Source organism: Actinomyces sp. (assembly GCF_030530635.1).
In the GTDB taxonomy this organism is placed as follows: domain Bacteria; phylum Actinomycetota; class Actinomycetes; order Actinomycetales; family Actinomycetaceae; genus Actinomyces.
On sequence record NZ_JAUMUL010000027.1, the window covers coordinates 29,258 to 43,093 of the forward strand.

Genomic DNA, 13,836 nt, shown 5'->3' on the forward strand with positions numbered 1-13,836 from the left:
GCGCGCGCCGGGCGGGATGTTAGGACGCGGACGACGGGCCCGGCGGGAGATGCGGCTCACAGGGGCGAGGGTACCGCAGGGGTGGGGCGGCTCGAGGGAGCTGGCAGGGGCGGGGACCAGCGTTGACGAGCAAGATGTACATTTTGAGCGTTATTGCGCATACTGGGCATCATGACCGAGATCAGTGTCTCCGCCGCGCGCAGCAGGCTCGCCGACGTCATTGATGACGCCCGCGTGCACCATGCACCCGTCTTCCTTACTCGCCGGGGCCGTCGCGTTGCGGCGGTCATCGATGCGGAGGACCTTGAGCGCCTGACCGAGGCGGCGGAGGACCTCGAAGACATCAAGGCGGCCGAAGCGGCTCGTGCGGAGGTCGCCGAGCACGGCACCATTCCCTGGGATGAGGTCAAGGCGGACCTCGGGCTGGCATGACGTACCGGATCGAGTTCAGCCCCGCCGCCGCGCGCCAGCTGCGCAAGCTGGACGGCCGAGCCCGGCTCCGGGTTCAGGCGGTGGTTGAGCTGCTGGCGCAAGAGCCCCGCCCCTCTGGCGCGAAGAAGCTGGTCGGAGGGCGGGGCGAGTGGCGCGTACGCACCGGTGACTACCGCATCGTCTACGAGGTCCACGATGGTGTGCTGCTGGTGCTGGTCCTCGCCGTCGGGCACCGCCGCGAGGTGTACCGGCGCAGGTAGCAGGGGAGGGCCCGTATGAAGAACTTGGGCTCGCAGTGCCAGCTCTCCGGGTCTGGGACTGTGGTGGGTGTCGGCGTGTCCGTTGGTGAACGGTGTGTGCAGGGCCGCGTGGCCCGCAAGCGTGGTTGGGCCGCTAGGTGAGGTCGACGGCGCGTTTGGGCTGGGCGCCGGGATCGTCTACTACGCCGGTTGGGGCTCTGCTACGCCGGTTCGGTGTTTGTTGAAGGGCTCTGGACCCTTCAGCAGAGGTCTAACTGGCGTAGTAGACGCTGAAGAGGCGTACCCAACGGTCGACCGGCGTAGTAGACCGCGCGGTCGCGGGGACCAGGAACCGACGCCCACACCGCAAACGGCTACACCTCAAACGCGAGAAGCCGGTTTCCGCGGCCCAGCGGCACGACATGCAGGGTCCATTTGATAACATCCCGTTGCCGACGACGGATGTTGTGACACCGGCGTGAGACGATCCAGCGGGCGACGGCTCGGGCGGTAGGGCGGTGCGACGATGAGGACGCTCACGGGGAGCCCCTTCCCTGCCTCGGCCATCGTTGACGAAACATGCGCTGCCGGGCGGCACCGCGTGTTCCTACCCGCTACAGACCTACCTAACCGCACCACTACAACGATCCTCGGACCAGTACTCCCCAACCTTGGTGAGAAAGTCTCAGGAAACTGGGTATACTCATAATGAATCCTGGTTGCCGATCAAAATCGGCAACGACGCTCCGGACACTAAGGACATGCCATGGCTAGCGAAGCGACCATAAGAGTTGCAGAGTCAAGAATAAGTGACGAATCGGCGCCCGCTGGCTGCGGCGATCCCCGCGCGTTACTAGCAGAATGGGCGAATGACAACCAAGAATGGTTGCGTTCACTGGTAGCCGAAGTTATCGCTCGTGGACGCCCAGTTGAGGGGGCAACTATCGACAATGCATACCAGCTATTTCGTCAAGAAAACGGACTTGATGTGCGGCTACTTCCTGCTGTAGACAAAATCAACGTCACAGATCAACGAGACGAGTCGTTGCCATCCTTATATTTGACGCGCATTTCAGAAGTGCATGGCGTCAACGCTCTTGCTCCCGGTGCGGTTATTGAACCGCACGAAGGACTTACTATCTTGTACGGCGAAAATGGCACAGGTAAGACAGGATACTCACGTATCTTCAAGGCATTAGCGAATAGCCGGACGGCCGAGGAAAAGATTCTTGGGAACGTCGAAACTGAATCTTTGGAAGAGCAGTCCGCGAAGTTGGAATATAAACTCGGCGACGAAGTCAGAGAATTGATCTGGAGAGGCGAATACGGCGTGTGGCCATTCACACGTATGTCGGTCTTCGACAGTCCCTCAGTAACGACCCATATCGATTCGGATCTTGACTACGTTTACACGCCCGCATCATTGGCGCTCTTCGAACACGTTACCGCAGCAATACAGGCGGTCGAACGCCGCATCAACGACGCCATCCACGCAGAAAGTATAGACAACACCAGTCTCCTTACAAGGTTCCATAAGAACTCGACGATATACCCGTTGATCGAGACGCTGGGGCCGAACACTGACCTCGAGAATCTCAAAGCTCGGGCTGCCACGGGCGCCGACACCGATGCCAACCTTGAGAGACTCGACCGCGAAGTCAGCGAGCTACGCGCAAATGTCATTGACACTAAGATTACTACGCTCAAGATCGAAAAGGGCGCTCTAACCCAGGCTATTGCCGCTGCCGACATGCTTGTTTCGTTTGATGCAAATGAGTACAACGCGAGCCTCGCCAGGCTTAATCAACTCGAGTCAGAATATGCTGCATTCCGAGATGAGCTCTTTGCAGCTGCTGATCTCCCCGCGGAGCCAGATGGTACCTGGAGCCAGTTTGTTCAGTCTGGTGAGGCATATCGGCAGCACTTAGTCGAACTCGAGGTTCACGAACCGGAACGCTGTCTCTACTGCCGTCAGCCTCTGCAGAGCGAGGCTCGCGACTTGCTTTCGAAATACTCGAAGTATCTAAAAGACAAGATCTCAACAGATATTCGATCTGTTAAAGAGGCGCTAGAGGAGTTGAGGAACCAGGTTCGTACTGTTCAAAACAATGAAGTCGCGACGTTCTTGAATGATGGCAACGACAGCGGTGGTCGACCGCAATACCTTGCTGTGGTAGGAATGATCGAAAGCAAGAGGAGTTCACTTGCTGAAGCGGTGGATTCCGGGCGTAAGGCTGACACCGGTCTTCGGAAACTGTTGCGCGACCCTAGGGCGGAAGCCGCCAAGGCACTGCGCACAATTGACTCGGAGCTTTCAAATCTGGAGAAGCGACAGCATAATCGTGAACAGGCCCTCTCGGAAAAACAAGTCGAGTATGTCGAATATAGGGATGCTGTGGAGCTTGGGAGGTCTTGGGAGCTCGTCAAGTTGCAGGTCGAGAACGCGAAGGGAATCGACCGTCTGTATGCGGAACAACGGCGTCTTCCCCAATTGCGTAGGGCGGTGACAGAGCTCACCAAGAAGGCCAGTGAACAACTGACCAACCAGAGCTTCGATCAGCTGTTTCGCGAGGAGTGCGAAGCGTTGCGTGCCCCAGAGATTAAGCTGAAGTTCACTGGAAGCAAAGGAAAGGCTCTACGCCGGAAAATTGTGAGTGGTAAACACAGGCCTTCGCGGGTGCTGTCTGAAGGGGAGCAGAAGGTGTTGGCGCTGGCGGACTTCTTGGCAGAAGCGAGAATGTCTAGAATCGCGGCACCGATCGTCTTCGACGACCCGGTTTCTAGCCTTGATCACCGACGCGTTAAGGAAGTTGCGCAACGCATTGCGCAACTTACAAGCGGCACTCAAGTTATCGTTTTTTCACATGATATTCTGTTTGTGGCCACATTGCTGAGCATGTTTGAGAAGTCGAAGAGGTGCACTTACTTTCATGTTACGGACGATGATGGCAAGAAAGGAAAAGTGACTCGCGCAACCGGTCCACGATGGGACACTCTTGGTTTCATCAAGGGAAAGATTAACGGCGCGATCCAGAATGCTAGTAATAGTCAGGGTGATAGGCGTGATCAATCGGTTCGTGAGGGATATGATTGGCTTCGTTCTTGGTGTGAGGTATTCGTTGAGATGGAACTTCTTCGCGGAGTGACACAACGATACCAGCCGAACGTCGCGATGACACGCTTGGCGCGTATTGACACGTCTAAGTTGAACGAAATCATCCCGAAGGTCATGGAGATATTCGAGGAGGCCTGCCGGTACATTGACGCTCACTCGCAACCGCTCGTTACCCTGAGCGTGGCGCCAACGCTAGAAGGATTGGTGCAGCGCTGGGAAGAACTGCAAGCACTTAAGAGGTTGAATGACGGCAAGTAGTACTGAAATCGTGCATGTCTCAGAAACGCCGATTTCGCGCGAGAGTGGTCGTGGTCTCGCCTAGTGAGCCTTTCTCATCAGGTGAGGACGTGGTTGAAATTGAGTATGACTAGGGCGGTGGCGGTGATTTTTGGTGATGGTGGTTGAGTCAAGGGTGACTCGTTTGAGTGCCTTGAAGCCCTTGAGAAGGGCGTTGGCTCTATCGGCGGGGACTCGCAGGTGTGCCTGGACCTGGCTGTAAGAGCGTACGCTGGGGTCGGGCTTGGGGCCTTTGATGGGCGTACTGATGCCGATTCCGGCGCCTACGTAGCCCTTGCCCGCCAAAGTCATCATGCCACCGGCCTCAGCCGGATACAGGGCCACCAGGGCATGGGCTCTGGCGGCGGGGGCGGCTGTCCAACGGTACGCGGTGCGGGTAGTAGCCACGGGGACGTCGAGGGGGCGCGTGGAAGAGCCGTGCGGAGCCTGCTTTCCAGGTTTGGTTTTGAGCAACAAACATGATTCCGGAAGGTTCCGCGTGCGCCCACCCACGACACCCCCACCTTCCCGCACCACCCCAACGATCCCCAACCCCCGCATCCTCACCTCCGGTGAGAATGGCTCAGTGGATCGTCGCACGCACAGAGCGTCCTAGCACTCACCCACCGCGTGCGTGTCGCCAATACCGCGCACCCCTATGAACAACCCTCGTTGTGTCGAATAGATTGTTTGCGGCGCAGGAGTTGCGCTGCGGCAAGCCGGGATGTCATAGGTGATCGTGCAAGGCGGCTTGCTTCTGCAGCAGCGAGACGCTGTACGAGTAACTGTCCCGGGTGTTGAAAACCTCAATCGTCAAGCCTCTGCATCGTTCGCTGGACTGCATTCCTAAGCCGGAGAATTTGCCTATTGAAAGGTAGTCCAGATGTGCTGGAGAAGCTAGTCGGTCAAAAAGGGGTGGAGGCGCAGTACAATTAAGCTAATTATATCGATCGTCCTGGCGGTTCTCGCGTACCTGCATTTATCGCCAAGTGGGTTCCTGGACAACTGTGCGGTAGGCCTCTTTGGGATTGTGAGGCTAACCGTCTGCATTGTCCGCAGCTTTAACCGCGTTGGCGGCTTCGGGTTGCGTCCACTGCACTCGTAGGCCGCAATATACAGAGAAAGTAACGACATGTCGGGTGAAGCGCGGAAGAATGGTGTATCAGCGTCAATCGTAGAATTGACGCGCTGACTAGTGCGTATCAATTGGAATTGGGATTAGTTCATGAGTGCATTGTGGATGCGGCGGAAGTCGGATTCGCGGTCGCGGGTGCGGAAGGGGAGCTCGTAGACGTAGGTTACGCCGGAGCCGGGGTGGGTGTGGGTGCGCTCGTCCAGCGGCATGTCGGCGTCCGACTCGGGGCGCTTGCGCCTGTCCCAGGCCTGACGCACCGGCGTGGGCACCTGACGCCCATTGGCGTCATAAACGTAGGCGCCCGTGCCTCGGCCATGGTCATAGTCGTAGAGCACCGCGAACTGGGTGCGGTAGATCGTGCACAGGTCCTCGATCGGGACCCCAAGCATCATCGCCACCATCACGTCTACCTCCGCCTGCGCGTTGCGCCTGTCCTCCGCGCGACGGAGGGGGACGTCGGGCGTCCAGACCGGCCCGAGCGGGCGTTCGTCGTAGCGTTCCAGAATCGGCCCGTCCTCAAGGAACGCCTCGTCCCAGCACGCGGCCCACAAGTCTGTATAGGCCTCGGTCAGACAGTTGAGGCGGAGGGCGCGGAGAACGACCTGTGATGAAAGGGGGGAGTTGAGGGGAGGCATAGGGAGTGAGCTGACTGCGCCGCCGCGGATATGGGAGAACCCACGCGAACGCGCATAAAAGTCCGCGAGGATCGAACTGAGCGTTCCGGACACGTGCATGAGTTCACTTGCGTGGGCCGCGGGCAGGCTTGCGGAGAACAGGCCATCCACGTGCGCGGATAAAGGCGGGATTAGCGCAGGAGCCAAGGTACGTTCGCCGGTCAGAGGGACCTGGGTACGCCAGGCGATGCGGTAGTGGTCGCGGGCGGAGGTGGTGCCCCAGTGTGTGTAGAGGCGATCGTAGGTGGCGCGGTCGCCGGCGGGCTTGTACTGGGTGACCGGCTGCGCATCCGCAGGCAGGGCCTCGAAGTCGGTCGAGGTCCAGTCCTGGTTGTGTTTCATGGTCTCGTTCGGCTGCTTGTACAGCGGCGTTGAGACATGCAAGTGCGGGCCCTGCAGGATGGCGTCCTCCCAGGAGGCTGGGCCCCACTCCTTGACGAAGCGGCCCTTCTTGAAGTCCGCTGTCTCGTGCCAGCCGGAGGAGAAGTCAAGACCGAGCGACCCTATGCGCTGGTTATGGGACAGCGCCTCCAGGGTGCGAGCGGCCGCCGAGTTGACCGTAGAGACCATGGGAGTGGATCGCCAGTCGTCTGCCTGGGTCGCAGCTTGCCAGTTCCGAAGCGTGGAGTTGTCGACCTGCTGGATGCGGGAGGCATGCGGGCGCAGATCCCAGGTGCCTGTGTGCGGGTCTTTGAAACCGGGTTCCTCACCCGAGCCATCATGCTTGAGAGAACGGGTAACCGTGTCAGGGTGGTAGAGCGAGGCAGCATTGAGAAAGTTGGGCGCGTGCTCCTCGCCGTAAACGTGGACGCCATAGGCATTGTGGTGATCGATGTCGAATAGCTGGAGCTCATTGATGAACTGCCAGTGGCGTCGCAGATGCCGATATGCGGCTGTGCGGAGGTTCGGGGTCTTGGCATCCGTGAAGTGAGTCTCCATGTGGATGAGGCCCGAGGTGCCGCTCGGCTTCTGGTGCTCCCACACCTGGCACATGAAGGCGCGATACAGATCAGGTTGGCCGCTCAACAGCGGGTACACGGTCGAGTCGCTTAGCAACTCGGACTGCACGATCTGCTCGGCGGTGCCGTCGATTACCAGGTTGCGCATGCCCGGGCGCGCCAGAGCGCTCGGGCGGCGAGCCTGCTTGGCCGCTTCAGAGGGCTTCTTCGTCAGCGACCACCACGGGTCGCCCTCCGCTAGGAGCGCGTTCACGTCGGCGGTGGGCCGCACCCACGGCGGGTTCCCCACCTGCAGGTCGAAGCCGCCGCGCGCGAACACGGTGGCGAATTCCAGCTCCCAGTGGAAGAAGCCCTGCTCGTCCGCGACCTGCTTGGCCACGCGCAGCCACGGCTGCTGTTCAAGCACCGCCTCCACTTTCCGCGCACCGGCGAACTGAAGGTCCCAGGCCTCCGTCTCCTCCAGGCCCTCCCAGGTGGTGGCCTCGGCCAGTGGCACCGCGTTGGCGGGGGCGGCGTCACCCGCGTAGCCGAGCGTGTGCTCCAGCGTCTCCAACCACTCCTCCAGGCTCGGCGGCTTAACGTCGGTGGTCAGCGGCCAGTACCACAGTGCGCACCACGCATCCATCACCAGCCGCAGACGCCGGTAGGCCGAATCCGGGTCGGCCAGGTAGGCCTCGATCTGTTCCCGCGTCACCGTTGAACCCGCGCCCGCCTGGGGCTCGCGGCCCCACAGGTCGATGCGGCGGGAGGCCTCCGCCTCCGCCACTCGCAGGCGCCGCAGCGTCAGCTCCCACAGCACCTCCACGCGTCGTGCCAGCGCCGTCAGCCGCTTGACCTGCTTATTCGGCCTGTCCTTCGGCGCCTTGGTGATGTCCTTGCGCCACTCCTTCAGAGCCTTCAAGCGCCCGGCGTCCACCAGGTCGCGCACCTGCTTGGGCACCTGCGTGGCCGAGCCCCAGCCGCTGGCGGGCAGCAGGAAGTGATGCACCCGGCCGGTCACGTCCAGGGCCTGCCCCAGGCGGTGCCCGGAGGCGGACGCGGCAGGCTCACCCCGGCCTGCGGGCAGGCCTCCCGGGCCGACCGGGCTCGACGGGCCATCCGGGCCGACGCCGTCGGCACCCGCCGCACCATCAATGGCCTCGGCCACCTGCCGCAGCGGCTCGGCCACCGGCGTGGTGCTCAACCACTTCCGCTTGCTACCCAGGGCACTGACCGGATACAGGGCCCGCCTGGCCCCAACCAGTGAATTGCCGCGCCGCAGCCGCAGGCCGAACCACGGCGCCGCCAGGCCCTCCACCACCGTGTCCAGCCACAGGGAGATCTCCGCCAACTCCACCGCCGTGGCGTTCAAGTCCACGCCGTAGACCTGATGCAGCGCCAGGTAGGCCTTCACCCTGGCCAACTCGCGCGGACGCTCCTCCGGGTCCACGCGCCGCCCCAGCTCCCGCTCCCGGCGGGACAGGTACTGCTCGGCCAATTGGCGCACCGCCTCAATCGCGAAGGCGCCCGACCCCAGCGCCGGCTCACACACCGTCAGGTGCAGCACCTCCTCCGCCGTCGTCGTGCGGCCATCCTGATCCAGCAACTCCTCCAGGGCCTGCTGCACCGTGAAACGCGTCAGCACCTCCGGGGTGTAGAAGGACGCCGACCGCTGCCGATCCCGGCCCGAGAGTCGGAACACGAACTCGCCCGGCTCATAGGTGACGTTGCGGCGCTCACCCGTCACCTCATCCTCCACCGTCACGAAGTCCTTCTCATCCAGGCCCTCCATGACATCCTCGGGCACCACCCACGAGCCCTTGGAGGCGTCCCCGCCCGGCGCCACCTCCCACAGGCGCTGAGTGGCGAAGGAACCCGTGTAACTCATCAGCCCCTCATAGACGGCGCCCAACTGGTTGATGCCCAACTCCACATAGGAGATGAAGCCCCGGCCCGTCCGGCCGTTCTCCTTAGTCAGCAGCAGGTGCCGCAGCACCCGCAGCAGGGCCGCATTACCCAGCCCCACCTCGTCAATCAGCGCCGTCGCCTCCGGGCGGAACAGGTCCGCCCGCATCGGCTGGAACACCAGGCCGTCGAAGGCCTCCTCCTGCTCCGGCGTAACCCCCGTGTTCAAACCCGAATCCACCAGGCGGAACAGCAGCCCCAGGGACTGGTAGATGTGCGTGCCCGCCTGCGCCGTCTCCTCATGCAGCTCCCGCAGCGTGAGTTCCCGCAGCCGCTCCAGGCCATAGCCGGCGTCGTACTCGGCCGCCCCCACCGGCAGCACGCCCAACTCCGGGCTCGCCTCCGCATACAGCAGGAAGATGATCCGGTAGATGTACCTAAGCGACTGCAAAGCCAGCGGCTGCGCCTGCTCCTGGCCCAGCGGCGGCATACCCCGGGCGACACGACGCAGCACCACCTCATTGGCGATGATCTCAATGGAGGAGCGCACCCCCTCACGCAGATCCCTCGACACCCCCACCGTGTGAGCCGTCGAATCCGCGAGCGTGCCCGACCACCAGGTCTCACCCTCCGGAGTCGGCAGCAGGGAGCGGGCGTCCAGGCAGGTCAGTGCCCGCTCCACCTCACCGCCCCGCTTGGCGTCATTGCGCTCCACCACCAGCTGCACATTCACCGCCAGCCAGCGGCCCTCCGGCCACCGCTCCTTCTCCGCCACCAGCGCCCAACGACCCGCCAGCACCAGGGCGAAGGCCGGGCCGTGCTCATCGGTCATCAGCGTGGACAGCGCCCGCGCCACCGAAACCACCGGCTCGGCGCCCTCCAGGGCGGGGGCATCCGGGTCCTCCAAATCCACCGGCTCCCACGGCTCGGCGAGCGTGGCCGCATCCTTGTCCAGCAGGTCCTCCACCGTGGCCGCTGGGCGGGCCCGCAGCAGCGCCAAGGGCGCCGGGCCCTCATCACCGACCGGCCGCACCAGCGTCACCGGGCCGCGCTCAACCAGCCGGAACTCGGCGGAGGTGAAACCCAGAATCTCCCGCAGCGCCGCATCCAGCTCCCCGGCGGCCCGTAGGGCGGCGGCGGTGGGTGTGGCGTCGTCGTCGGGCAGGGCCGCCAACAACTCCTCCAGGTGCGGGCGCGCCGAACGGAAACGACTGCGCGGCGTGGACACCGGGGCGGCGCCGTCGGAGGGCTTCTCCAGCTCCTCCCACTCCTTGCGGCGCTCCACCACGCGAGCCAGGAAGGACTCCTTCGTGGCGTCGGTGGTGAAGTAGTGCTCACTGATCCAGTCCTCGCCCACCACGAGCGCATCCGACGCCGCCATCAGCGGTCCCCTTCCTTCCCGAAACCACCACTAAAACCACTGCCGAGGCCAGTCCCCGCGCCACCGCCGAGGCCGGTACTCGCGCCGCTGTCGAAACCATGGGGCACCACCACCAGCAGCGGCCGCACCAGCGTGTGCGCCGGAAGCTGCTGCTCCATCAGCGTATGCTCCGCCGCCACCGTCTGCCGCTGGGAACGCAGCTGCCGGTTCTGGATGAGCCGGCCCGCGTCGTCGTCCCAGGAATCCGCCCGCCGCGCCCAGGCCTCCACCCGGGTGCGCGCCTGCTCCCGGGCCGCCTGCACCGTCAACGTCATCTGTTTCTCGGCCGCATCCACCGCCGGGGCCAGCAGCGCCTCCAACAGTGCCGTATCCGGGGCGCCGCCGGCATTGGTCAGTTCCCGCTCCACACCGACCGCCTTGAACATCTCCGCCGGGGAGGCGTGCACCCGCCCGATCGGCACCGCCTCCGGGTCCCGGCCCGCCTGCAGCTGCGCGCGGGCGGCGGCCAAGTCCAGGAACGGGAAGGCGACCGAGACGCTCACCAGGGAGATCGTGCGGCCCGCCAGATTCGTGAGCGTGCCCAGCAGCAGCACCGTGGGTGATTCCACCGCCCCGTGCACCGCGAACACGGAGGAGCGGCCCAGCCGGGCCAGCACCCGGTCGCCCGCCCACTCCAGCACCGGGTGCAGCGGCCCCAGGTAGTGGGCTTCCGGCCAGGAGGAGTCCGAGGAGTCCCGCAGCGCCTGTGTCAGCAGCGCTCTGCCCTTGCGCTGGCTGGTGGCCAGCAGTAGGTGCTCCTGCACGTGCCGGTCTTTCAGGTACGACTGCGGCAGCACCGCCAGGCGGGCGCGCAGGCCTGCGGGCGGCACCAGCTCCACCACATGGTCCTCATGCTCCCGCCAGGAGACGCCACCGCCGCCGGTCTGCCCGTGCTCGGCCTCCTCCGGGCGCTCATACAGCTCGGTCAGGGCCTGGCGCAGGTAATCCAGCTGGGAGTCGTACAGGGTGGAGGACGGCAGCGGGGCCGTGGCGCGGGCCGACGGCGAGCGCCGGGCGGCCGGGGCGGCGTCGTTCGGGGCGGCATCGGCAGCGGCTGGTGCGGCAGCGGCCGGGGCGCCGTCGTCGGAGCTGTCCGGGGCGGCGTCGTCGTCGGAGCCGGCCTGGGCGGTGCCCGTCAGGGAGGCGAACAGGGCCGCCATCGGATCCAGCTCCAGGGCCGCATCCACATCCGGCACCACCGCGTCAATGTCTGCGCCCTGCTGCAACGCCTCACGGATCGCCTGCTCCTCCTTCTCCCCGGAGTACAGGCCCATCAGGGAGGCGGCGTCGCCCAGCGCTCGGTGCGCCTGATCCTCCTTCTCCATCAGGCGGGTCAGCACGCGCACATCACCGGAGAAGCGGGCGTCGGAGGGGTCCAGCAGCAGGGTGGTGATCTGCGGGCTGGTCTCCTGCCCATAGCGGTCGATGCGGCCATTGCGCTGCTCGATCCGGATCAGCGACCAGGGGATGTCATAGTGGATCAGCTCATGGCACTGGGCGTGCAGGTTCACGCCCTCCGAGGCGACGTCGCCGGTCACCAGCACGCGCAGCGGCGTATGCGCCTGCCGGAACTCCTCAACGATCTCCTGCTGCTCCACATCCGACAGGCCGCCGTGCATCACCCGCACCGCGCCGTCGCGCAGGTGCAGGTCGCGCCGGAGATTCTCGGCCAGCCAGTTCAGGGTGGCCACACGCTCGGCGAATACCACCGCCCGCGCCGTCGAACGGGGGCCGACGCCGATGCGGCGCAGTTCCTTCAGCAGCGCCTGGTACTTGCCGGACTCGGTGTTATTGGCCGCCTCGGCCAGCTGCCGCAGGCGGGCCAGAGCCCGGGACTGCTCGGAGGCCAGCGCCTCCTCACTTCCGGCTCGGGCGCGACGCCGCGCCATGCGCTCGTCGATCGTCTGAATCAGCGCCGCCGGGGAGGACAAGAAGGCCTTCGCCAGTGTCCAGGAGAACAGGGCGCTGCCGCCATTGCTCGCGGTGCCCGGGCCGGCAGAGCCCGGGGCGGAGGCGCCGTCGGGCCGGTGCAGCCAAGAGCGGGACAACTCCCCGGCCACAGCATCCTCCGCCGGAGAGGGCGCCACCAGCCGGTTCACCGGAGTCAGCCGCTCCTTCCAGCAGTCGCCCACTACGTCGCGCACCTCCTCGGAGTGACGGTGGCGGCGGATCACCAGCCGACGCACCGCCTCTTGATCCAGCGAGCCGTCCGCGTGGACCGCCGTCGGCTCCAGCAGGCGAATCAGCTCCGCGAAGGACTTCGGGTCCCCGTTGTGAGGCGTGGCGGAGGCCAGGATCAGGGCGTCCGTCTGGCGGGCCAGGATGTCCGCCAGACGGTTGTTGAGCGTGCCCTTGTTAGTGACGTTGTGCGACTCGTCGATGACCACCGCATCCCAGCGCTGCTTGCGCAGGTGGTTGAGGTAGCGGTCGGACTTGAGGGTGTCGATGGAGATGATCGCCCGGTGGTAGACGGAGAACGGGTTGCGGGTGGCCGGGATGGTGCGCCGCACCCGCTGAATGCCCACCGAGTCCAGGCGCACGAAGGGCAGGGCGAAGCGCGACCACATCTCATGCTGCATCTGCTCCAGCACGTGACGGGGCGTGACGATCAGAATCCGGTCCCCACGGCCGCGGCGCACCAGCTCTGCCAGGATCATGCCGATCTCCAGGGTCTTGCCCAGGCCCACCGTGTCCGCCAGCAGAATGCGCGGGCGCAGGTTGGCCGGGTCCAGCGCCTGCCGGACGGCCGTGAGCTGGTAGGGGAGCGGGTCGGCCAGCATGTCGCCCACCACCGACAGCTCCGTGGAGCCGGCCGGCAGCGCAGTCTTGCGCAGCGTCGCCTCCAGCCACAGGCGCGAGAGCCGATGCCGGGTGGAGGTGTCCGCCACCACTCGGGTGCGGCGCGGGTCCACGGGCTCGATGCGGTCGATCCCGGCGGAGAACTGGGCGGTGACGTCCTGCACCAGCTCCGACAGCCCCTGCACCGTGACCAGGGTGCCGTCGGAGTTCGTGGAGACCTGGGTGACCAGCCAGTCCTCGTCGCGCACCCGCACCACCGAGCCCGGGGCGACGTCGAGCGACGGCGGGGGAGTAGAGGCGGGCGGGGCGGGAGTGGGGGAGGCGGTTGCCGCGGAAGGCGCGGGAGCGGGGGCTGCGCTCGCTGCGGCTGGGTCGGAGGGGGTGGCCGTGGTCACGGGGATGATCCTAAGAAGCGCCGTCGGCCAGGAGGCCAGGACGGACAACTGTGTTCGAGGTGTGACTCGCCCTTGCCCGCCGGGCCGTACGGCGGGCACAATAGTGGGGAGCCACCCGGTTGGGCCCGGATGACTCCCCGACGCGGTCGGTCCTAGAACCAGCCGCGGAGGGAATCCATCAGGACACTAACGGCCCGGATCAGATGAGCGATAGCGTTAATGAACTCGCTCGTCTTCCGGGCCGTTTCCTGGTCTTGACGAACCTTGCGACGTCCGTCTTTCGACTTGGCACACCCCCTCACCTCCTCCCTGACCTCCTTCTTCCCCGGCCATCAGGACGATGCGTGATCCGGGAGAGGGTGCCGGAGAAGGCTCCCTCAGAGTAACGGTTTGTTATCCGGCTTGGGAGGGTGTGGATGGAGCCGGGAGTTGGTTCGCTCGCGTGGTTAATGTTGACGTCGTCTACTACGCCGGTTTGGGGTTTACTACGCCGGTTAGGTGTTTGTTG

The 13,836-nt window shown here is 64.7% G+C and carries 5 protein-coding genes; 3 read left to right on the forward strand and 2 right to left on the reverse strand.

The window, feature by feature from the left end; genetic code table 11:
- Positions 1–171 precede the first annotated feature (171 nt).
- The 3 genes from Q4A20_RS07965 (at position 172) to Q4A20_RS07975 (ending at position 4,044) form a co-directional block, all read left to right on the forward strand.
- The gene (locus Q4A20_RS07965; protein WP_174721926.1) at positions 172–432 is read left to right on the forward strand and encodes a type II toxin-antitoxin system Phd/YefM family antitoxin; all 261 of its coding nucleotides are present in this window, start codon (positions 172–174) and stop codon (positions 430–432) included.
- On the forward strand, positions 429–692 hold the full coding sequence (locus tag Q4A20_RS07970; RefSeq protein WP_303122153.1) for a type II toxin-antitoxin system RelE/ParE family toxin: 264 nt from the start codon (positions 429–431) through the stop codon (positions 690–692). Before Q4A20_RS07965 ends, Q4A20_RS07970 begins: the two co-directional genes overlap by 4 nt.
- A gap of 745 nt (positions 693–1,437) precedes the next feature.
- Positions 1,438–4,044, forward strand: a complete 2,607-nt coding sequence (locus Q4A20_RS07975) for an AAA family ATPase (RefSeq protein WP_303122156.1) — start codon at positions 1,438–1,440, stop codon at positions 4,042–4,044.
- 1,236 nt (positions 4,045–5,280) lie between these two features.
- Here Q4A20_RS07975 and Q4A20_RS07980 read toward each other — a convergent pair.
- Both Q4A20_RS07980 and Q4A20_RS07985 read right to left on the reverse strand, forming a co-directional pair.
- Positions 5,281–10,095, reverse strand: coding sequence for a class I SAM-dependent DNA methyltransferase (locus tag Q4A20_RS07980; RefSeq protein ID WP_303122159.1), 4,815 nt, complete (start codon positions 10,093–10,095; stop codon positions 5,281–5,283).
- Positions 10,095–13,328, reverse strand: a complete 3,234-nt coding sequence (locus tag Q4A20_RS07985) for a helicase-related protein (protein WP_303122162.1) — start codon at positions 13,326–13,328, stop codon at positions 10,095–10,097. The genes Q4A20_RS07980 and Q4A20_RS07985 overlap by 1 nt, the downstream gene beginning before the upstream one ends.
- Positions 13,329–13,836: the final 508 nt, after the last annotated feature.

Excerpts from the sequence above, each read along its gene's own strand:
- Q4A20_RS07965 (WP_174721926.1), top strand. The coding sequence starts at position 172 with ATGACCGAGATCAGTGTCTCCGCCGCGCGCAGCAGGCTCGCCGACGTC.
- Q4A20_RS07970 (WP_303122153.1), top strand. The coding sequence starts at position 429 with ATGACGTACCGGATCGAGTTCAGCCCCGCCGCCGCGCGCCAGCTGCGC.
- Q4A20_RS07975 (WP_303122156.1), top strand. The coding sequence starts at position 1,438 with ATGGCTAGCGAAGCGACCATAAGAGTTGCAGAGTCAAGAATAAGTGAC.
- Q4A20_RS07980 (WP_303122159.1), bottom strand. The coding sequence starts at position 10,095 with ATGGCGGCGTCGGATGCGCTCGTGGTGGGCGAGGACTGGATCAGTGAG.